The following is a 20322-nucleotide window of genomic DNA, read 5'->3' on the forward strand; positions in this document are numbered from 1 at the left end:
CGCCGTGCCGACGTCCAGCGCCAGCACCACCGACTCCGCCAAGCCCGCAGGCGGCGGCGGTGTCCAGTCCCTCGAGCGCGCCTTCGATCTGCTGGAGCGGATGGCGGACGCGGGCGGTGAGGTCGGCCTGAGCGAGCTCTCCGCGAGCAGCGGGCTGCCGCTGCCCACCATCCACCGCCTGATGCGCACCCTGGTGGCGTGCGGTTACGTCCGCCAGCAGCCCAACCGCCGCTACGCGCTCGGCCCACGGCTGATCCGCCTCGGCGAGTCCGCCTCCCGGCTGCTCGGCACCTGGGCCCGCCCCTACCTCGCCCGACTGGTCGAGGAGACCGGCGAGACGGCCAACATGGCACTGCTCGACGGCGACGAGATCGTCTACGTGGCCCAGGTGCCGTCCAAGCACTCGATGCGCATGTTCACCGAGGTCGGCCGGCGCGTCCTGCCGCACTCCACGGGCGTCGGCAAGGCGCTGCTCGCCGGCTTCCCGGACGACGAGGTGCGCTCCCTGCTCTCGCGCACCGGGATGCCCGCCGCGACGGAGAAGACGATCATCACGCCGGACGGTTTCCTCGCCGCCCTCGACGATGTGCGCCGCCTCGGTTATGCCGTCGACGACAACGAGCAGGAGATCGGTGTGCGCTGCCTGGCGGTGTCGGTGCCCGACTCCCCCACCGCCGCCGCGATCTCGATCTCGGGCCCGGCGGGACGGGTGACGGAGGCGGCCACGGACCGGATCGTGCCGGTGCTCCAGCAGGTGGCGACGGAACTGTCCCAGGCGTTGGCGAGTTCCGGCACCCAGTGAGGATCAGCGGCGCGGCGGCGGGCCGAACAGCTCCACCGCGCTGCGTACGTCCGACAGCCCTCGCGACAGCGCGCTCACGGAGCCGATCGCGCCGGCGATCAGCAGCAGGGAGCGGCGCAACCGGGGGATCTCGGGGGTGCCGTCGGAGGTCATCGCGGCGAGCGCCGCAAGCTCGTCCTCGGCAACGGCCCGGTCGGGGAACTCGGCAGGGTGCGCGGCGAGTTCGCGACGCAGCCGGGACACGGCGGTCCGCAGTTCCGCCACCCTCGGATCCTCGTCGCTGCCGGTCACTGACCTCTGCCCCAAGCTCCGCAACACAGCTCTCCCCCTGGCACGCCGTTGTGCGCAGTGATGTCCGATCCCGCCGTGCGGCCCCGTGGCGTTGGTCGGGCGCCGGGGGACGCGGGCCAGTAAACGCCACCCGGTACGGATGCGCCACCGCGGGGACCGAAATTCAGTCCGTGGAGACCGCCGAGTCCACCTGGGGTCAGGTATGCAGGACCCATGACGGATCGCAACGAACAGCCTGTCGCGGGACTGCTCCTCGCCGCGGGCGGCGGACGCCGGCTCGGCGGACGGCCCAAGGCACTGCTCGAACACCGGGGCCGGCCGCTGGTCGAACACGCGGTGGCGGTGCTGCGCGCGGCCGGGTGCACCCGCGTTCATGTGGTCCTGGGGGCCGGCGCGGACGCCGTACGGGAGCGGGCGGAGCTGCCCGGCTGTGTGCTCGTGGACAACCCGCGCTGGGAGCAGGGCATGGGCACCTCACTGTGCGCCGGGCTGGACTCGCTCGCCGGGACGACGGCGCGGGCCGCGCTGGTCTCGCTGGTCGACCAGCCCGGCATCGGCCCGGAAGCGGTGGCCCGGGTGCTCGCCGCCCACCGGGGCGAGTCGTCGCTGGTGTCGGCCGCATACGACGGGGTGCGCGGTCACCCCGTCCTCCTGGGCGCCGCCCACTGGGCGGGCATCGCCGCGACTGCGACCGGCGACCGGGGGGCACGCGCCTATCTGGAGGCCCATGAGCAGGAGATCACGCTCGTCGAGTGCGGGGACGTGGCCCGTGCCTTCGACATCGACACCGAGGCCGACCTGGTCCACCTTGAGTGAGCGGGGTGGCACCGAGCGCCACCTTGCCTCGATCCGGAGAATCTCGACATCAACAAACCATTGAACTTCCACCATGAGGAAACTAGTATCCACTGACCAGAAGCGCCCGACCCGTTCTACGGGCGTCCACCGCCCCCCTTCGTGCCCCTGACACCCGGTGCCACGGCACGGCGGTGATGCACCTGGTTCGCTGAAGTAGCCCGCTGAAGGAAGTGACAGCTCATGTCCGCACCAGCGCCGTCTCCGCTGGCCATCGTCGACGCCGAGCCCCTGCCCCGGCAGGAGGAGGTCCTCACCGACGCGGCGCTCGCCTTCGTGGCCGAGCTGCACCGCCGGTTCACGCCCCGGCGTGACGAACTCCTCGCCCGCCGCGCGGAACGCCGCGCCGAGATCGCCCGCACCTCCACGCTCGACTTCCTCCCGGAGACCGCACAGATCCGCGAGGACCCCACCTGGCGCGTCGCGCCCGCCCCGGCCGCGCTGAACGACCGCCGGGTCGAGATCACCGGCCCCACCGACCGCAAGATGACCATCAACGCCCTGAACTCGGGCGCCAGGGTCTGGCTCGCGGACTTCGAGGACGCATCCGCCCCGACCTGGGAGAACGTCGTCCTCGGCCAGCTCAACCTGATCGACGCCTACACCCGCAGCATCGACTTCACGGACCCCGCCTCGGGCAAGTCGTATGCACTCAAGGCCGATGAGGAGCTGGCGACCGTCGTCATGCGGCCCCGCGGCTGGCACCTGAACGAGCGGCACCTCACCGACCCGGACGGCCGTCCCGTCCCCGGCGCCCTCGTCGACTTCGGCCTGTACTTCTTCCACAACGCCCAGCGCCTGCTCGACCTCGGCAAGGGCCCGTACTTCTACCTCCCGAAGACGGAGTCGCACCTGGAGGCCCGCCTCTGGAACGACGTCTTCGTCTTCGCGCAGGACTACGTCGGCATCCCCCAGGGCACCGTCCGCGCGACCGTCCTGATCGAGACGATCACAGCGGCGTACGAGATGGAGGAGATCCTCTACGAACTCCGCGACCACGCCTCCGGGTTGAACGCCGGCCGCTGGGACTACCTGTTCTCCATCGTCAAGAACTTCCGGGACGGCGGCCCCAGGTTCGTCCTGCCGGACCGCAACGCGGTGACGATGACCGCCCCCTTCATGCGCGCGTACACCGAACTCCTCGTCCGCACCTGCCACAAGCGCGGTGCGCACGCGATCGGCGGCATGGCGGCGTTCATCCCGTCCCGCCGGGACCCCGAGGTCAACAAGGTCGCCTTCGAGAAGGTCCGCGCCGACAAGGACCGCGAGGCGGGCGACGGCTTCGACGGCTCCTGGGTCGCCCACCCCGACCTGGTCCCCCTCGCCATGGAGTCCTTCGACCGGGTACTGGGCGACAAGCCCCACCAGAAGGACCGCCTGCGCGAGGACGTCGACATCAAGGCGGAAGACCTCATCGCCATCGACTCCCTCGACGCCAAGCCCAGCTACGCGGGACTGGTCAACGCCGTGCAGGTCGGCATCCGCTACATCGAGGCCTGGCTGCGCGGCCTCGGCGCGGTCGCGATCTTCAACCTCATGGAGGACGCGGCCACCGCGGAGATCTCCCGCTCGCAGATCTGGCAGTGGATCAACGCGGGCGTCGTCCTCGACAACGGCGAGCAGGTCACCGCCGGCCTCGCCCGCAAGATCGCCGCCGAGGAACTCGCGAAAATCCGCGCGGAGATCGGCGAGGAAGCCTTCGCGGCCGGCACCTGGCAGCAGGCCCACGACCTGCTGCTGACTGTCTCCCTCGACGAGGACTACGCGGACTTCCTGACGCTGCCCGCGTACGAGCAGCTCAAGGGCTGAGCCTCACGCGTCACGCCGTTTTGTCCGAGTGGCCCAGGGACTTCTCCGGGGCCACTCGGTCGCGTACGAGCCGCTTGACCGCCGTCGGCTCGGGGAAGCCCTGCTCACGGCGGTCCCACACCACCTCGTCGTTCACCCGCACGACGAAGACCCCGCCGGTGCCCGGCTTCAGCGACAGCTCGGTCAGCTCGGCCTCGAACGTCGTCAGCAGCTCCTGCGCCAGCCAGGCGGCGCGGGGCAGCCACCGGCACTGGGTGCAGTACTCGATCTGGACTCGGTGGGTCATCCCAGGTGCACCGACCAATCCTGTTCCGCCGCCGGTTTGCCGTGCAGGTCGGGAACCCGCTTGAGCCACTTCGGGCGGCCCTGCTGTGTCCTCGCCGCGCGCAGCGCCTGCTCGGCGGCGAGTTCCTCCCGGGTGGGGAAGTCCGTGGGCAGCCAGGCCTCGGACGCCGCCACGCGCGCGTGCAGGTAGTCGACGTACGCGCGCCGCGCCTCGTCGGGCGTCGCGAAGCCGGGCTCCTCCGCCAGCCAGGCGTCCGGCACCTCCGCCAGCACCTCGCGCAGCAGCTCCTCGGTCACCCGGGGCGCCAGTTCGGCATCGGCGGCCCGTACGTCGGGCCCGTAGTGGCCGAGGGCGTGATGGCGGAAGTCGTACGCCTTGTCGGGCGCGGAGGTGTCCCAGCGGTGGTGGAAGACGAGGGCGGCGCCGTGGTCGATCAGCCACAGACGTGGGGGTGCGATGCCGAGCGTGGGCCAGACCATCAGGTTGGAGCTGTGCACCGTGCGGTCGACGTTCACGGTGAGCGCGTCGAGCCAGACGATCCGGCCGGCCTCCAGCGGGTCGACCGGGAAGGTCCCGGCGAGCTCCGGCGTGAAGTCCTTCGCGCCCGGCAGGTAGTCCATGCCCAGGTTGACGCCGGCGCTGGCCGAGTGCAGGTTGCGCACCTCCTGGTGCGGCTCGTGATCGGCGATGGCCGGGTCGAAGTGCACCAGGACCAGTTCGGGGAAGCGCAGGCCGAGGGCGCGGGCCAGTTCACCGACGATCACCTCGGCGACCAGCGCCTTGCGGCCCTGTGCGGAGCCGGTGAACTTCACGACGTACGTCCCCAGGTCGTCGGCCTCGACGACTCCGGGCACGGAGCCGCCGGACCTCAGCGGGGTCACGTATCGAACGGCAGTCACGTCGCGCAGCACACCGGCCAGCGTACGGCAGGTGACTTCCGTGCCGATCGGTGATTACGCGCTGACCAGCGGGTTGGGCAGCGGCCGGTAGCGGGCGGCGGCGCCGTCCGCGCCGGTCCAGCGCAGCAGGAGGTTGGTCTTGGCGGGGAGCGTGGGCGAGGTGAGCAGGCTGCTGACCTCCGGGAGCTCGTGCCGGGACAGTTCGCGGCGGGCGGCCGGCCACGGGTCGAGGCCGGCGTGACGCTCGGCGAGGGCCTCGGCGAGCTCCACCAGATGGTTGACGACCAGGCAGTACACCAGCCGCTCCCAGCCGGCTGCCCGTGACACGTCCGGCAGCAGCTTCACGCCCTCGGCGTCCCGGAACAGCGCCTGCACCGGGGTGCCGTCGGCGGCGCAGGCGACCAGCGAGTTCTGCAGGTGCGCCTCCAGTACGACGCCATGGTCGGCGAAGGCCGACAGGACCGGGGGCACGACCTGGCGCAGATACGCCTCCCACCAGCCCGCCGGGTCGACCGGACCGTCCAGCGGGCTGCCCGCGAAGCCCTCCACGAGCCCGGCGGCCAGGAACGGGGTCGCACCGGGCAGGACATGGCCGCGCACTCCGTCACGGACGAGGACCGCGAGTTCCTCGAAGGCGAAGCCGGCGGTGCGGTAGCCGCGGTCGGTCAGCCAGGCCGCCGGGCCGCCCGCGAAGGCCCTGGTCACCGCGGTGTCGATGCGGCGCAGCTTCAGCAGGTCGTGCCGCCACAGCCGCCGTACGTCGTTGGTGATCCGCACATCGAGGCTGAACTTCAGGAACAGGTCGCGCTCGGGGGCGTACACCGTGCGGATCGCGGCCGTCGGCCAGGCGGGCCACTCGGTGGTGCCGAGGCGGATCAGACGGCCGTCGGCGAAGGCCGGGGCGAGGTCGCGGGCGGTCAGGTCGAGCTGCCAGGGGTGGGCGGGCAGCAGCCGGTAGCCGGGCGGGCCTGCCCGAGTGCGTCGAGCGCCGAGGTGTCGCCCTCCTCGACGACGGTGTCCTCGCGCAGCCCGAGCAGGACCAGCGGAAAACAGGCGTGGGCCTCGGGCGCGTACGGCAGCCAGCCGGCCACCGGCCGCCGCCGCGGGCCTTGGGGGCGGGGTGGTGGGGGTGGCCGGTGACGAGGGACTGTTCGGAGCGCAGGTAGGGGTCGTCGGGCGGGGGGCGCGGGCGCGGGCGGCGAGCAGGGCGGCGAGGGCGTTGCGGCTGTCGAGCATTTCCGCGGGCAGCTCGTGGTTGGGCAGACCCGTGTGGCGGCGCAGTTCCTCGGCCACGAGCTTGACGAGTTCCGTGTGGTCGAGGCGATGCCAGCGGCCGGCCGCGTACAGCTCCGGTTCCACGGGCCGCCGCCCGCCACGCACTCGCAGCAGCCGGTCCACGCCGGGCAGCCGGTGGACCCCCGGCCGGCCCGGAAGCGGCAGCGCCACCTCGCGCAGCAGGCAGTTGAGCAGCGGCGCCGCCGCATACGCGTCGGCCCGGTCGGCGACGTCGTCACGTGCTGGGGCGGCTGCGCCGACGGGCGGGAGGATGGGGTCCACGCGTTCCACTCGTTCCCTACGGTTCATATGTGCGGAGACGATCAGTATCGCTGTCGTCACAGCCCGCCGTGACCGCCCTGTCCGCGCCCGACCCGTTTCGAGGAGCCCGCCCGTGCACCGTTCCCCCACCGCCGAGGCCGAGGTCGCCGACGAGCTGTCCGTCCTGCGCCCGGACCTCGCCGCGCGGTACGCGGCCGAGCTGCCCGGCGCCCGGGCGGCCGTGCTGACCCGGCTGTGGCGGGCGCTCACCCATGAGCCGCTGACCTGGGTCGAGGACCGCACCCCCGACCGGGACGGCCTCACCCTGCGCCTCCGGGACGGCCGCCGGCTGCACGGACCGGCCCCGGATCCGTACGCGACCGCCGCGTACGTCACCGCCGTACGGCTGGACGACGTGACGTACGAGCGTCCGGCACGGCTGATGACGGACCTCGCGGTACCGCACGGAGCCGACCTCGTGGCCGAACTCGACCACAGTGTCGCGTCGTTGGCGCTGTCGCGGGCCGGGCGGCCGTCGCACCCTAAAGAGTGGCCCGCGAGTGACTGGGAGTGGGAGCAGCGGGTGGTGGACGGTCATCCGTTCCACCCCAACTGCCGTTCCCGGCCGGGTTTCTCGGTGGCCGAGCAGCTCGCCTACGCGCCCGAGCACGGGCCGCACGTGGGGCTGGGTCTGGTGCCGGTCCCGGCTCAGGCGTGCCTGGTCACCGGTGAGTGGCCGCACGCCCTGCGGGAGGGGCGACGGGTGCTGGTCCCGGTGCACCCGTGGCAGGCGGCACATGTGCTGAAGCGGCCGTGCGAGGCACGGCTCACCGGACACCCGCTGATGTCGCTGCGCACGCTCGCCCTGGACGGCGGACCGCACGTCAAGACCGCGCTGAGCGCCCGCCTGACGTCCTCGGTGCGGGACATCTCGGTCGGGTCGATCGCCGCCTCCATGACGCTGTCCGCGTTCGCCAAGGACATGGCGGCGCACGCGGACGGCCTGCTGCACGTCACCCGCACGCTCGGCGCGGTCACGGACGGGTCAACCGATCTCGCGGCCGTCCTGCGCGAGTCGCCGCAGGAGTATGCCGGGCCGGGCGAGCAGGTGCTGCCGGTGGCCGCCCTGGCGACCACCGAGCTGCCGGAATCCGCCGCCTGGCTCGGCGAGTTCACCCGACTGGCCGTCACGGTCGGGCTGCGGCTGCTGGAGCTGGGCGTGGCCCTGGAGGCGCACGGCCAGAACCTCCTGGTCGTGCTGTCCGCGACGGGCGCCCCGCTGCGGCTGGTGTACCGCGACCTCGCCGACATCCGGGTCAGCCCGGCCCGGCTGGCCCGGCACGGCATCCCGGTCCCGGAGCTGCCCGCCCGCATCCTCACGGACGACGTGCCGGCCCTGCGCCGCAAACTGTTCGGGTCGCTGGTGGCGGGCGCACTGGCCGGGACGGCGGGGTCCGGGCCGGCCCTGCGGGCCGCGCTGGAGACCGCCGTACGGGATCTGCCGCGCACCCCGGATCTCGTCGCACTGTGCGAGGAACCCCTGCCGGCGAAGGCGTTGACGCTGATGCGGCTGTCGCCGGGCCGGCCCGGGGACCAGTGGGCGGAGCTGCCCAATCCCCTTCTGTGACCTTCCGTTTTGGTGCGGGACACCACTGCTCCATAAGATCCGCCGATGATCACAAGACAACGGCGGGCGGCAGGAGTCTGCGTCCTGCTCGCCGCGCTGACGGCCGGGATCGCTCTCCCGTCCGCGGCGCTCGCCGACGAGACCACGGCCGCCGCGCCGAAGGTCAACCTGGTACTGGACGTCAGCGGTTCGATGCGGGAGCGGGACATCGACGGGCAGTCGCGGATGGCCGCGGCGAAGCAGGCGTTCAACGAGGTGCTGGACGCCACGCCCGAGGACGTACAGCTCGGCATCCGCACCCTCGGCGCCAATTATCCGGGCGACGACCAGAAGACGGGCTGCAAGGACACCGCGCAGCTCTACCCGGTCGGCCCGCTGGACCGCACCGAGGCCAAGGCGGCCGTGGCCACCCTGGCGCCGACCGGCTGGACCCCGATCGGGCCGGCGCTGCTGAAGGCGGCCGACGACCTCGACGGCGGCACCGGCTCCAAGCGCATCGTGCTGATCAGCGACGGCGAGGACACCTGCGCCCCGCTCGACCCGTGCGAGGTGGCCCGCGAGATCGCGGCCAAGGGCATCGGTCTCACCATCGACACCCTGGGCCTGGTGCCCAACACCAAGATGCGGCAGCAGCTCAGCTGCATCGCCGAGGCGACCGGCGGCACGTACACCTCGGTGGAGCACACCGACGAACTCACCGACCGGGTCAACCAGTTGGTGGACCGCGCCGCCGATCCGGTGGTGACGCCGGTGGCGACGGAGGGCGCCCCGGAATGCGCGAAGGCGCCGACGCTGGAGTCCGGCCTGTACACCGACCGCGCGGAGTTCGGGCAGCAGCGCTGGTACCGGGTGGACGTACTGCCGGGCCGGGAGCTGCGCGCCTCGGTGAGCGCGTCGGCGGACCGGGACGTGAATCCCGGCTACGGGGTGCTGTTGCGTGCGGTCACGGTGCACGGCCGGGAGATCGTGCGCGGCGAGGCGGCGGGCAACGGCCGTACGGATGTGATCTCGACAGGACTTCGCTACCCGAAGCGGGAGGGCGACGACGATGACGCCGACAAGCCCGCCGCCGAGACCGTGTGCCTCCAGCTCACCCACTCCTTCTCGGCGGCCGCCGGCGTCAAGACCACGCCGGGTCTGCCGCTGGAGCTGACGATCGACGTGGTGGACGGACCGTCGCCGTCGAGCGACGTGGCCGCCTTCGGCCTCGGGCGCGGCTGGTGGCTGCTCGGCATCCTGGTGCTGACCGGCTTCGTCGGGGGTCTGCTGTGGGGCTGGCTGTCGCGCTGGCGGGTCGCGGTCTGGAGGACCAACTGATGCGTACTACGAGGATGCTGGGCGCAGCCCTGCTGACGCTCGGACTGGCCGCGGCTCCCGCGGTGGCCGACTCCACACCGTCCCCTTCGGGCGACAGCTCGGCCCCGACCGAGGCGGGCACGTCGTTCCGTACCGCGACCGAGGTCGACCAGGGTCAGACGGCCACGGCGAACGCCTCGGCGGGCGACTACCTGTACTGGTCGTTCCCGGCGGACGCCGGACAGCGCCCGACCGTCAAGGCCACGGTGAAGCTGCCGGACACGCACGCCGCCGAGACCTGGCAGATCGACGTGTACGACGGGCTGCGCCGCCGCCAGGCCTGCCAGTACGGCCCACAGACGCGCACCGCCGCATCGGGCGCGGCCTCCGTCGATCTGGCGTGCACGCTGCGCACGATCCGCGCCTGGTCCGAGCCGTGGGCCAACGACCCGCTGCCGGGCACGTACTACCTCCGCCTGACCGCGGTGGGCCTGCCGACGTCCGACCTGGGTCTGCCCGTGAGCGCCGAGGTGCGGGTGGACGCCAAGGACATAGGCGGGTCGGCGGCGGTGGACGGTTCGCTGGCCGAGCCGCTGGTGCCCGGGGCCGCCGCCCAGCCCGAGGAGGATGCGTCGGCGTCGGCCGTTCTGTCGAGCATCGAGCCGGAGGACGGCTGGGCGTCGGGCTGGTGGTCCGACCGGTGGGTGTGGACGGCGGTGGGCGGTGCGCTGGCCGCGCTCGCGGGTGTCGGCGGGTATGCGCTGACGCGCGGGTCGGGGCGGCCCCCGAGGGTCTGACCCATGACGTCGAGGCCCGCTGCACCCACCTCGGTGCAGCGGGCCTTTCGCTACACGTCGCGCAATGCCTTGGCGAGCGTCCCGTCGCCGGTCACGGTGATACGCCCGTCCCGCACCGCGTCGGCCACGCTCAACTCCCCCCGCGCCAGGGCCGTACAGGTGCCGGTGTCCAGCACCAGCCGCACGTCGGGCTCGGCGGGGGCGGGCCCGTCACCGTAGACGGGACCGTCCACGGCACCGGCGTACACGTGGAAGTCCCCCTCCTCCAGCCGCACCTCGACGAGCCCCTCACCCTCCAGAGCCCGCAGCAGGGGCAGCGCGAACCAGTGCGCCCGCACCGCGTCCGTCGGCCGCCGCTCCCCCAACTCGGCCTGACCCCACCCGCCCAGCGCCTGCAGCACCGGCAGCAACTCACGCCCACGTGCGGTGAGTTCGTACACGTAGGCCGCACCGGGCGGCGACAGCCGGCGGCGCGTCGACAGCCCGTCCCGTTCCATGTCCTTCAGCCGCGAGGCGAGTACGTCCGTGCTGACGCCCGGCAGATCCGCGTGCAGGTCCGTGTAGCGGCGGGGGCCGGCGAGGAGTTCGCGGACGATCAGCAGGGTCCAGCGGTCGCCCACGACGTCGAGCGCGCGGGCTGCGGAACAGTACTGGTCGTAGCTTCGGCGAGGTGACATACGACGCAGTCTAGACATGTCGTTGGACTTTCCAAGCTGAAACTTGGTAAAACCAAGCAACACCAGATACCGGAGGGGCGCATGGAGTTCCGGCAGTCGAGCAAGCTCAGCGAGGTCTGTTACGAGATCCGCGGCCCGGTGATCGAGCAGGCCGACGCGCTGGAGGAGGCGGGGCACAGCGTGCTGCGCCTCAACACCGGCAACCCCGCCGTCTTCGGCTTCGAGGCGCCGGAGGAGATCCTCCAGGACATGATCCGGATGCTCCCGCAGGCGCACGGCTACACCGACTCGCGCGGCATCCTCTCCGCCCGCCGCGCCGTCGCCCAGCGCTACCAGACCCTGGGCCTGGACGTCGGCGTCGACGACGTCTTCCTCGGCAACGGCGTCTCCGAGCTGGTCTCCATGGCCGTACAGGCGCTGGTGGAGGACGGCGACGAAGTCCTCATCCCGGCCCCCGACTTCCCGCTGTGGACGGCGGTGACGACCCTCGCGGGCGGCAAGGCGGTCCACTACCTGTGCGACGAGCAGGCCGACTGGTACCCCGACCTGGACGACATGGCGTCAAAGATCACGGACCGCACCAAGGCCGTGGTCATCATCAACCCCAACAACCCCACCGGCGCGGTCTACCCGAAGGAGATCATCCAGGGCATCCTCGACCTCGCCCGCCGGCACGGACTGATGGTGTTCGCCGACGAGATCTACGACCAGATCCTCTACGACGACGCCGTGCACCACTCGACCGCCGCGCTCGCGCCCGACCTGGTGGTCCTGACCTTCTGCGGGCTGTCGAAGACGTACCGGGTGGCGGGCTTCCGCTCCGGCTGGCTGGTCGTCACCGGCCCGAAGCAGCACGCGAAGGACTACCTGGAGGGCCTCACGATGCTGGCCTCCATGCGTCTGTGCGCCAACGCGCCCGCCCAGTACGCCATCCAGGCCGCGCTCGGCGGCCGCCAGTCCATCCACGAGCTGACCGCGCCGGGCGGACGGCTGCGCGAACAACGCGACGTGGCCTGGGAGAAGCTCAACGAGATCCCCGGCGTGTCGTGCGTGAAACCCAAGGGTGCGCTGTACGCGTTCCCGCGCATCGATCCCAAGGTGCACAAGATCCACGACGACGAGAAGTTCGTCCTGGACCTGCTGCTGCGGGAGAAGATCCAGGTCGTCCAGGGCACTGGCTTCAACTGGCCGACGCCTGATCACTTCCGGATCCTGACGTTGCCGCACGCGGATGATCTGGAGGCGGCGATCGGGCGGATCGGGCGGTTCCTGAGCGGGTATCGGCAGTAGCAGGCTCCTAGCCTTGCCGCATGGGTGATCTCTTTCTCGTCCGGCACGGGGAGACCGAGTGGTCGCGGTCCGGGCGGCATACCGGGCGGACCGATGTGCCGCTGACCGAACACGGGCGGGACGAGGCACGCGCGCTGGTGCCGCTGATCCGCTCGCACCGGATCGGGGCCGCGTTCGTCAGCCCGCTGCAGCGGGCGCGGGAGACGGCGGAGCTGATCGGGCTGCACGGCCCACGGGTCGACGCGGATCTCGCGGAGTGGGACTACGGCGGCTACGAGGGGATCACCACCGTCGAGATCCAGCGTGAGCGGCCCGGCTGGTTCCTGTTCGCGGACGGGGTGCCGCCCGGGCCGCCGGAGCATCCCGGGGAGAGCGTGGAGCAGGTCGGGGAGCGCGCCGACCGGATGCTGGCCAAGGTGGACGCCGCGCTCGCCAACACCGAGGGGTGTGTGGTGCTGGTGTCGCACGGGCACTTCCTGCGGGTGCTGACGGCGCGGCGGCTCGGGCTGTCGCCGGCGGCCGGCGCGCTGTTCCAGCTGGCGACGGGCACGCTGTGCCGGCTGAGCACGGAGCACGGGCGGCCGGTGATCGCCGGGTGGAATGTCAGACCCTCGTCGTAACCTTCGAAGCGATGGGGACAGTGACCAGCGCCGGGGAGGAGTACGTCATGACGCGACCGCCGACCGCCGCCCAGCGGCGTGTCATCGACGCCGCCGATCCCGTCACCGGGCGGCTGCGCGGTACGGAGGCACAGCTCGCGGCGCTGGTGAAGCGGGGGCTCGCTTTCCGGCATCCGCGGCCGCCGCACGATCACTTTCTGACGCCGGCGGGGCATCGAATACGGGAGGCGGCGCCCGAAGCCCCCGAGCCTGCAGCGGAGGCTCCCGCCGCCTCCGGTGTGTTCGCCGCCCGTATCGGCGGTGAGGAGGGCGCCCCGGAGATGGGTCCGGCGCGCGTCCGTGAGGTGCACAGCGCCTGGCAGGGGCTGCTGGAGCTGCGCCGGATGACCAATCCGGACGGTGCCATGGACCGGCCGTGCGGGTGGGAGCGTAAGCATCTGGTGCAGGCCGCCGCGCTCGCCCTGGAGGCAGCCGGGCACCTCCCGGCCGGGCCGGAGCCGGATGCCGCGGGCCACCGGGTTCGGGCGACCCCGCAGCCGGAGGCGGTGGCCGTCCGCGAACCGGATCCCGAGGGGCTGCGGGCCTGCGCGGCCACGCTGGAGAAAGCGGGCTGGCAGGTCGGCGAGTACACGGAGCCACGGACGAGGGCGCGCTATCTCCTGGCTTCTCCGCGACGGATGTAAGGGGCACATGTCAGGATCGGTTGAACCACCAACTGCGGCAGGAAAAGGGGAAGTCGTGACCGAGCCGTTTTCCGTTCCGGTGACCGTCCGTGGGTACGAAACGGATGTGCAGGGGCACCTCAACCAGGCCGTGTACCTCAACTACGCGGAGCACGCCCGCTGGTCGCTGCTGCAGGCCGCCGGTATCAGCCAGGCCGGTCTCATCGGCAAGGGCGTGGGCCCGGTGGCCCTGGAGACGACGATCCGCTACAAGCGTGAGCTGCTCGCGGGCGACGAGGTCGAGGTGACGTGCGCCTTCGACTGGGGCAGCGGCAAGACGTTCCGCATCGAGCAGACGATCCGCAAGACGGACGGCACGGTGGCGGCCGAGGTCACCGCCGTCGGCGGGCTGCTGGACCTCAAGGAGCGCAGGCTGGTCGCCAATCCGCGGGAATACTTCAAGGAACTCGCCTCCGACCCCGCCCTGTTCGGCCTGTAGGTCACACCAACTCCGGCGCGTGATCCTCGTCATAGGCCGCGCGCGACTCGGCGATGTAGACCCTGTTCTGCTCGGCCCAGTCGGTCAGGCGCTGCAGGGTCTCGTGCAACTCCCGGGCCACCGGCGTGAGTTCGTACTCCACCTTCGGCGGCACCGTCGGATGGACCGTACGCGTGACGAGGCCGTCGCGCTCCAGATTGCGCAGGGTGAGGGTCAGCATGCGGCGGCTGATGCCCTCGATGCTGCGCTCCAGCTCGGTGAAGCGGATGGGTCCGTGGGCGGCCGCGACGAGAATCTGGACGCTCCATTTTCCGGAGACCCTGTCAAGAACTTCGCGGACGGGGCACGCGTGCGCGTTCACGATCTGCGAGGTAACACCGGTGTTCCTCTGGGACATTGAACTGCCTCCTTACGCCGCTCTCCATGGTCACCCACGATGTTTCCCGTTACAAGTCGTGCACCTATGGAGAATCCGGAGGCAGCGCCGCCATGACGGCCATCGTCGAGTCCCCGACACGGACACCGCACCGAACGCAGCGAACGTACTCCCGCTGGGCGTCCCTCGTCGTCCTGTGCGCGGGAACGCTGATGACGATCCTGGACGGCAACATCGTCACGGTCGCCATGCCCGCCATCCAGAGCGACCTCGGCTTCTCGGCACCGGGCCTCGCCTGGGTCGTCAACGCCTACCTGATCCCGTTCGGCGGGTTGCTGTTGCTGGTGGGCCGACTCGGCGATCTGATCGGCCGCAAGCGGATGTTCACGGCGGGGCTCGCCGTGTTCACCGCGACCTCGGTACTGTGCGGGGTGGCGATCGACCAGGGCGTGCTGATCGCGGCGCGTGCCCTGCAGGGCGTGGGCGGGGCGATGACCTCGGCCGTGGTGCTCGGCATGCTGGTCGCGTTGTTCCCCGAGCCGCGGGAACAGGCCCGCGCCCTCGCGGTGTTCAGCGCGGTCGGTGCGGCGGGCGGAGCGCTCGGTACGTTCCTCGGCGGAGCGCTGACGGAGGCCCTGAACTGGCACTGGATCTTCCTGATCAACCTGCCCATCGGGGTCGTGGCGTGGCTCGCGGCCGTGCGGGTGCTGGAGCCGGACCGCGGCGCGGGGCTGGGCAAGGGCGCCGACTACCCGGGCGCGGCGTTCGTGACCAGCGCCCTGATGCTCACGGTGTACGTCATCGTCGGCGCCGGCGACCGCGGCCTCACGGCCACCCTGCTGCTGGCGGCCCTCGCCCTCGCCCTGTTCGTGGCGTTCACGCTCCGCCAGGCGCGGGCCACGCGTCCGCTGCTGCGGCTCAGGTTGTTCGGATCCTGGCTGCTGAGCGGTGCGAACGCCGTTCAGATGCTGATGATCGCGACGATGTACGGCTTCCAGTTCATCGGCGCCCTGTACATCCAACGCGTCCTGGGATACGGCGAGTTGCTCACCGGCACGGCCTTCCTGCCGGCGCCGGTCGCGATCGGGGTGCTGATGCTGGGCCTGTCGGCCCGTGCCGTCGGCCGGTTCGGGGCGTACCGGGTGCTGCTGGCCGGGCTGATGCTCATCGTCGCGGGCATGGCCTTGCTGAGCCGAGCCCCGGTGAACGGCTCGTACGTGACGGACGTACTTCCACCCCTGCTCCTGCTCGCCACCGGCTTCGCCGCCGCGATGCCCGCGCTGACCGGGCTCGCGATGTCGGGGGCCCGCGAGGAGGACGCCGGGCTGGCGTCGGGACTCTTCAACACCACGCAGGTGGTGGGCGGTTCGCTGGGGCTCGCGGTGCTCTCGGTCCTGGCGGCGAGTCACACCGACGACCTGCTCGCCGGGGGCGCCGATCCGGTGACGGCCACGGCGGAGGGTTACCAACTGGCCTTCCAAGTAGGGACGTTGATGGCGGCGGGGGCGCTGGTGCTGGCGGCCGCGGTGCTGCGGAAGCGGCAGAACTGAGCACAACCATTCGCATACCCCGTGGGTCAGACCATGCAGGAGCAACCACCTCCAATGGAGACCAGGGGGAAATATGCGATACGCGCGTTCTGTCCTGTCCGCTGCCGCGTTGGCGGCCCTGACGGTGGGCACCACGGCCGCCCTGACGGCGCCCGCCTCCGCCGCACCCAACACCACCCCGCAGAAGGTCTGCGGAAGCGGCTACAAGACCGTGAACTCGGCACCCGTCGGCTCGCTGGGCACCGTCTACCTGACGTACAACGCCACCAACGGCGAGAACTGCGTGGCGACCATCCGCAACAACCCGGGCACCGCCCTGGGGATGTCCGCGTGGATCTACGTCCCGGACACCGACGAGTACCACGAGGACAACGGTTTGTTCACCTCGTACGCCGGACCGACCTACGTCTACGGCAAGGCCCACTGCGTCGACTGGGGCGGTCACATCAAGAACGTGTACGTGCAGGTGACGGGCTCCAACTGCGGCGCCCTGAAGGAGCACCGGGTGACCTTCACCCGCTGACCCGGCACAGGGGTACGGCTCGCCCTGGCAGGACTCGCGGAGTTCTGCCAGGGCGAGCGCGTGTCGCTGTGCGGCGCGCCTGGGGCCTGTCCGGCGGAGCTTGTGACTGATACGAGGCCGGTGCTTGGTTCAGGGCGAGGAGCTCAGGCCGTACGTCGCCGAAAACCTGGCGACAGCCGGAGACCCGACACAGTAGCGTCCGCAGGCATGTCTCCTTCACTTGAACGTCCCCCGTTTCAGGCCGACGAGCGCACCGCGCTCATTGGCTGGCTGGACCTTCAGCGGCAGATCCTGCGATGGAAGTGCGAGGGCCTCAGCGAGGCGGATGCGCACCGCTCCGTCATCCCGACCTCGCCGGCGATGACGATGGCCGGGCTCATCAGCCATATGCGGTGGGTCGAGCACACCTGGCTGGAGGTGCTGTTCCTTGGTGGAGACGAAACGCAGAGCCCGTCCTTCGACGAGACGGACGAGGACGCCGACTGGCGCACCGACGGCGTCACGCTGAAGCAGCTGCTCGAGGATTACGAGACCCAGTGCGCCCGAAGCAACGAGATCGTGGCCGCAGCCTCTCTGGACGACGTCGGTCGCCACCATGGCTACCGCTCCGGCAAGGCCAACCTCCGATGGATGCTCATCCACCTCATCGAGGAGACCGGACGGCATGCCGGACACGCGGACATCGTGCGGGAGCTGCTCGACGGGGCGAAGGGGTACTACTAAGACTTGATCCGCAATTCACCAAAGGGTGAGCTGTGGACTGCACGCGGGGCGGGGTCCGGGCTTTCCGGCGTGGTCACGCACGAGGCGCGGCTCATCCGGGGTTGCTCGGTCCCGCCGTCCGGCGGTTCGGTGAGCAGAGGCCCCGTGCTGTCGCGGGACTGCCACGCGACCAGCACCCCGAGGGGTGTTCTGGCACGGTGTGGTTGACTCACCCAGGGCTTCTTCCAGCCCTTGATCGAAGATGATTTGTGCGTGCCGCGACCGGGTGGAGTCCAGGGCCGCGGTCTTCGGGTCGTCGGGATCGGTCAGGTTCACGAAGGCGGCCAGGGCGGCGGATACGAGATCCCGCTTGCCGACGAGTCCGCACGCGATGCACTTGTGCTCCCGGTCCCGCAGCGTCTTGTGTACGCGCTCACCGCACAGGCAGTGCTGTGATAGAGCCGTGGACCAGGTGGAGGCCCGCACGAGCCTGCCCCCGGCGGCCTTGCACTCGATCTCCAGGGCGGAGATCAGCATGCCGGGCGTCGTCTGCGACAGGCGTTTGCCCCACAGTCGGTACCAGGTGCGGATGTCGCAGTCCTCCACCGTGAGGTGGGGTCCGTGGGTGGCGATGATGTCGCGGGCCACGGCGCGGGCGCGGTGGCGCCGGTACTCGGCTGCGGACGCGGCGGCTTCGGCCTGACGGGCGCGCATCTTGCGGTAGTTGGCGGACAGCCGATCGCGCCGGTATGCCTGCTTCGGCACCCCATCGGATCGTGCGTCGCGGGCACCGCCCGGCACGGTCACGGTCTTGGCCTTGAGGCCGTTGGCGGCTCGGCGCTCGGCCCGCTCACGCTGCCTCTTGGACATCCCGTACTGGGCGGTGTTGGTGGCCCGGCGGGAGCGCTCAAGGGCGCGGGCGCGGCCCCGCTTCTTCTTCGCCTCCTTCTCCAGCCGTGCCTTCTCCTCCTCGGTCAACACGATCTCCGAAGACGCCGGGGTACTGTCGGCGGGGTCCAGGGAGGCGGGGAAGGACACGATCGACAGGTTGGAGACGTTGCCGTCCACCCCGCCGATCCGCTCCAGCGTGGCGGCCTGCTGACGCATCTGCCGGATGGCTGGGGAGGCGTAGCCGGAGCCGAGGATCAGCAGGTGCGCCTCATACACCCAGCCTCCAGGGGCGGATGCCTTACGGCGGCGTACGAGGTCCACCTTGTGCCAGCGGCGCGGGTCGGCAAGGAAGTGCCGAACACGCTCCTCCTGCCCCGGCCCCTGCGGGATGCGGACGGGGAGCACGAGGTCACCGCGTTTGCTGTCCGGGCCTCCGGTGAACACCACGGCGAGCGGCCCGGTGTAGTCCCACCAGTTCGCCTTCCGCATCGAGGGCTTGCCCGAGGCGGCGACCTTGCCAGTGGCCACCTTGCCCGTGGGCATCTGCGGCTTCGGCATCCGGTGCGGCTGCATCAGGGTGTGCTGGCCGCCGTCGGTGAAGGGCATGACATGGCCGTGGAGGGTGCCGACGAGGCGGAAGGTCTCCCACTTGTTCTCGGTCGTGTGGGAGCGGGCGCGGCCCGGAATCCGGGTGAAGTCGTGCCGCCGGCCGACGCGGGGGCGACCGTGGCGCTTGCCAGTTGAGTCGGCGAACAGGTGTCGGGAGACGCCGTTCCACGCCTCGTCCGCGATGTGCATGGCGAGGGCCTTGGTGGCGTGGTGCTTGAGGTGCCCGGCGTCCTCCAAGTGCTTGTACGCGCAGCGCTCCAGGGCCTCACGGCTCAGGTCGAGGCGCTGTCGTACGGCCTTCGCCCCATCGCGGTCCCGCTCGTGCTTCGCGGCCCAGTACGCGTCGACCTTGGCGCGGGCATCGCGCTGGACGGCCCGCTTGATCGACCACATCGCGCCGAACAGCTTCTCCAGCCGGGCCAGGTCGGCGGGGTCGGTGACGGCCAGCGGCAGCACCATCACCGACACCGTCCCCTCGTCGGGCTTGGTCCACTTCGGGGCCTTGTTCTTCCCCCGGAACTTCCTTTGCGGGCTGGACATGCTGTATGACCGTCACCTCCCTTCGAAATTAGTTGACTTACTACATATTGCATGAGTAGTTCACCTATGACAATCGAGATAGAATAGTGTTTATGAGCGCTCAGATTCCCGGATATGCAGACGCTCGGCAGGCAGCGGAACGACTCGACGTCACCGCGCAGCACGTCTACAACCTCAACAGCAGCCGCACCGACTTCCCGGCCCCCATCTACGTCGGCCGCACCCCCTTGTGGCCGGTAGACCGGCTGGACGCCTGGAGGCAGGCCCACCCCAAGCCAGGGAAGCGGTAAGCCACCTATCCCATATTCGGGAAGTAATTGACCTAATGTGCCGTTCTGTCCGTTCGTGTCAAAGATCAACGTCGCCAGCCTGCGGCTTCGCTCCCTGCTGCGCTGGACCGGACTGCCCGTCAAGGCGTTCCTCGTGCTGGTCGCCCGCGTCGCCGCCCTCCTGCCGGGGCCGGGGCGCGAGCGCCCGTGAACGCTCCTGCTGGGCAACCGCGTTCTGCTGGCCGCCATCGCATGGCGCACGAACCTGACCCACCGCCAGCTTGCCGACTTCTTCGGCGTCGGCGTCGCCACCGTCCATCGCGTCATCGACCGCCTCACCCCCGTAATCGCCCGGCTCCTCGGACCAACCGAAAAAAGCCGGGCCGATCTATGGGTGGTGGACGGGACCTTGATCCCCGTGGAGGAGCACAAGGTGACGGCCTGTTCCAAGAACTACCGGCGCTCGGTGAACATCCAGATCACCATCCGCGCCAAGAACCGGCGCGTGATCGCCGTGGGCGACTCCTGGCCCGGCAACCGCAACGACATCGTCGTCTTCCGCGCCACCATGGCCGATCAGGTCGCCGGACACCGGCTGCTGATCGATGACGGCGCATACCGCGCCGCGCCGGAGGTCATCACCAGCAAGGCCAAGAGCAAGCCGTTCGCCAAGCGGCGTGCACGGGCCGAACACGCCATCGCCCGCCTCAAGGACTTCAAGGTCCTACGGCAGCACCGCAGGCGCGGCGACACCATCAACGACACCGCCCGCGCCGTCGCTGTGCTCCACAACCTCAAGATTGACTACGCGTAAATACGGAACACCACTTAGCTCTGTCCGGCATCTCGAGACCGGAGCCAGAGTCGGATCGAGGCCACGGTGACGGTGCCGTGTAAGATGTAGGCGCGTTTGTCG

The 20322-nt window shown here is 70.8% G+C and carries 22 protein-coding genes and 1 pseudogene; 16 read left to right on the forward strand and 7 right to left on the reverse strand.

The window, feature by feature from the left end; translation table 11 throughout:
• Positions 1-4 precede the first annotated feature (4 nt).
• On the forward strand, positions 5-802 hold the full coding sequence (locus StrepF001_RS30415) for an IclR family transcriptional regulator (protein WP_129801415.1): 798 nt from the start codon (positions 5-7) through the stop codon (positions 800-802).
• Positions 803-805: 3 nt separating this feature from the next.
• Here the strand turns inward: StrepF001_RS30415 and StrepF001_RS30420 are convergent, their stop codons facing one another.
• On the reverse strand, positions 806-1120 hold the full coding sequence (locus StrepF001_RS30420; RefSeq protein ID WP_129801416.1) for a DUF5955 family protein: 315 nt from the start codon (positions 1118-1120) through the stop codon (positions 806-808).
• Between the two features lie 186 nt (positions 1121-1306).
• On the opposite strand from StrepF001_RS30420, the gene StrepF001_RS30425 reads away from it, so the two are divergent.
• Both StrepF001_RS30425 and aceB read left to right on the forward strand, forming a co-directional pair.
• Entirely contained in the window at positions 1307-1909 is a 603-nt protein-coding gene (locus StrepF001_RS30425) for a nucleotidyltransferase family protein (RefSeq protein ID WP_129801417.1), read from the forward strand.
• A 222-nt stretch (positions 1910-2131) separates the two neighbouring features.
• A complete protein-coding gene (gene aceB, locus StrepF001_RS30430) occupies positions 2132-3757 on the forward strand; it encodes a malate synthase A (protein ID WP_129801418.1) in 1626 nt (541 codons plus the stop codon).
• 10 nt (positions 3758-3767) lie between these two features.
• Here the strand turns inward: aceB and StrepF001_RS30435 are convergent, their stop codons facing one another.
• The 3 genes and pseudogenes from StrepF001_RS30435 to StrepF001_RS30445 all read right to left on the reverse strand — a co-directional run bounded on the left by StrepF001_RS30435 (position 3768) and on the right by StrepF001_RS30445 (position 6526).
• Positions 3768-4043 carry a SelT/SelW/SelH family protein gene (locus StrepF001_RS30435; RefSeq protein WP_129801419.1) on the reverse strand — a complete coding sequence of 92 codons (276 nt, stop codon included), beginning with the start codon at positions 4041-4043 and terminating at the stop codon, positions 3768-3770.
• Positions 4040-4954, reverse strand: a complete 915-nt coding sequence (locus StrepF001_RS30440; protein ID WP_129801420.1) for a HipA family kinase — start codon at positions 4952-4954, stop codon at positions 4040-4042. Before StrepF001_RS30440 ends, StrepF001_RS30435 begins: the two co-directional genes overlap by 4 nt.
• 42 nt (positions 4955-4996) lie before the next feature.
• Positions 4997-6526 (reverse strand): annotated as a pseudogene (locus tag StrepF001_RS30445) (IucA/IucC family protein).
• 85 nt (positions 6527-6611) lie between these two features.
• On the opposite strand from StrepF001_RS30445, the gene StrepF001_RS30450 reads away from it, so the two are divergent.
• Genes StrepF001_RS30450 through StrepF001_RS30460 form a run of 3 tightly spaced genes read left to right on the forward strand, consistent with a single transcriptional unit; the run spans position 6612 to position 10198 of the window.
• Complete coding sequence (locus StrepF001_RS30450) at positions 6612-8105, forward strand: IucA/IucC family siderophore biosynthesis protein (RefSeq protein ID WP_129801421.1); 1494 nt, start codon at positions 6612-6614, stop codon at positions 8103-8105.
• A 45-nt stretch (positions 8106-8150) separates the two neighbouring features.
• On the forward strand, positions 8151-9422 hold the full coding sequence (locus StrepF001_RS30455) for a VWA domain-containing protein (RefSeq protein WP_129801422.1): 1272 nt from the start codon (positions 8151-8153) through the stop codon (positions 9420-9422).
• Positions 9422-10198: a hypothetical protein gene (locus StrepF001_RS30460; RefSeq protein WP_129801423.1), complete on the forward strand. Its 777-nt coding sequence runs from the start codon at positions 9422-9424 to the stop codon at positions 10196-10198. The genes StrepF001_RS30455 and StrepF001_RS30460 overlap by 1 nt, the downstream gene beginning before the upstream one ends.
• A 50-nt stretch (positions 10199-10248) precedes the next feature.
• Here the strand turns inward: StrepF001_RS30460 and StrepF001_RS30465 are convergent, their stop codons facing one another.
• Positions 10249-10875, reverse strand: a complete 627-nt coding sequence (locus StrepF001_RS30465; protein WP_129801424.1) for a helix-turn-helix domain-containing protein — start codon at positions 10873-10875, stop codon at positions 10249-10251.
• Positions 10876-10956: 81 nt separating this feature from the next.
• Here StrepF001_RS30465 and StrepF001_RS30470 point away from each other — a divergent pair, with 81 nt between their 5' ends.
• From StrepF001_RS30470 to StrepF001_RS30485, 4 genes are read left to right on the forward strand one after another with little or no spacing between them, the layout of a single operon-like run.
• On the forward strand, positions 10957-12165 hold the full coding sequence (locus tag StrepF001_RS30470) for a pyridoxal phosphate-dependent aminotransferase (RefSeq protein ID WP_129801425.1): 1209 nt from the start codon (positions 10957-10959) through the stop codon (positions 12163-12165).
• A 20-nt stretch (positions 12166-12185) separates the two neighbouring features.
• Positions 12186-12785, forward strand: coding sequence for a histidine phosphatase family protein (locus StrepF001_RS30475; protein WP_129801426.1), 600 nt, complete (start codon positions 12186-12188; stop codon positions 12783-12785).
• A gap of 47 nt (positions 12786-12832) precedes the next feature.
• Positions 12833-13468 carry a hypothetical protein gene (locus StrepF001_RS30480; protein ID WP_129801427.1) on the forward strand — a complete coding sequence of 212 codons (636 nt, stop codon included), beginning with the start codon at positions 12833-12835 and terminating at the stop codon, positions 13466-13468.
• A 55-nt stretch (positions 13469-13523) separates the two neighbouring features.
• Positions 13524-13946, forward strand: coding sequence for an acyl-CoA thioesterase (locus StrepF001_RS30485; protein WP_129801428.1), 423 nt, complete (start codon positions 13524-13526; stop codon positions 13944-13946).
• Between the two features lies 1 nt (position 13947).
• On the opposite strand, the gene StrepF001_RS30490 is transcribed toward StrepF001_RS30485, so the two are convergent.
• On the reverse strand, positions 13948-14343 hold the full coding sequence (locus tag StrepF001_RS30490; RefSeq protein ID WP_129801429.1) for a helix-turn-helix domain-containing protein: 396 nt from the start codon (positions 14341-14343) through the stop codon (positions 13948-13950).
• A gap of 92 nt (positions 14344-14435) precedes the next feature.
• Here StrepF001_RS30490 and StrepF001_RS30495 point away from each other — a divergent pair, with 92 nt between their 5' ends.
• From StrepF001_RS30495 to StrepF001_RS30505, 3 genes are all read left to right on the forward strand, one after another.
• On the forward strand, positions 14436-15872 hold the full coding sequence (locus StrepF001_RS30495; RefSeq protein WP_129801526.1) for an MFS transporter: 1437 nt from the start codon (positions 14436-14438) through the stop codon (positions 15870-15872).
• Positions 15873-15945: 73 nt separating this feature from the next.
• On the forward strand, positions 15946-16395 hold the full coding sequence (locus StrepF001_RS30500) for a spore-associated protein (RefSeq protein WP_129801430.1): 450 nt from the start codon (positions 15946-15948) through the stop codon (positions 16393-16395).
• 207 nt (positions 16396-16602) lie between these two features.
• Entirely contained in the window at positions 16603-17118 is a 516-nt protein-coding gene (locus StrepF001_RS30505) for a DinB family protein (protein WP_129801431.1), read from the forward strand.
• A 15-nt stretch (positions 17119-17133) separates the two neighbouring features.
• Here StrepF001_RS30505 and StrepF001_RS30510 read toward each other — a convergent pair whose 3' ends face one another.
• On the reverse strand, positions 17134-19137 hold the full coding sequence (locus StrepF001_RS30510; RefSeq protein WP_129801432.1) for a transposase: 2004 nt from the start codon (positions 19135-19137) through the stop codon (positions 17134-17136).
• Between the two features lie 92 nt (positions 19138-19229).
• On the opposite strand from StrepF001_RS30510, the gene StrepF001_RS30515 reads away from it, so the two are divergent.
• From StrepF001_RS30515 to StrepF001_RS30525, 3 genes are all read left to right on the forward strand, one after another.
• The gene (locus tag StrepF001_RS30515; protein ID WP_129801433.1) at positions 19230-19427 is read left to right on the forward strand and encodes a DNA-binding protein; all 198 of its coding nucleotides are present in this window, start codon (positions 19230-19232) and stop codon (positions 19425-19427) included.
• A gap of 55 nt (positions 19428-19482) precedes the next feature.
• Positions 19483-19617: a hypothetical protein gene (locus StrepF001_RS49660; RefSeq protein ID WP_276322853.1), complete on the forward strand. Its 135-nt coding sequence runs from the start codon at positions 19483-19485 to the stop codon at positions 19615-19617.
• A 186-nt stretch (positions 19618-19803) separates the two neighbouring features.
• Positions 19804-20220: a transposase gene (locus tag StrepF001_RS30525; protein ID WP_276322854.1), complete on the forward strand. Its 417-nt coding sequence runs from the start codon at positions 19804-19806 to the stop codon at positions 20218-20220.
• Positions 20221-20322: the final 102 nt, after the last annotated feature.

The sequence above is a fragment of the Streptomyces sp. F001 genome (genome assembly GCF_004187715.1).
Lineage (GTDB): Bacteria > Actinomycetota > Actinomycetes > Streptomycetales > Streptomycetaceae > Streptomyces > Streptomyces flavusporus.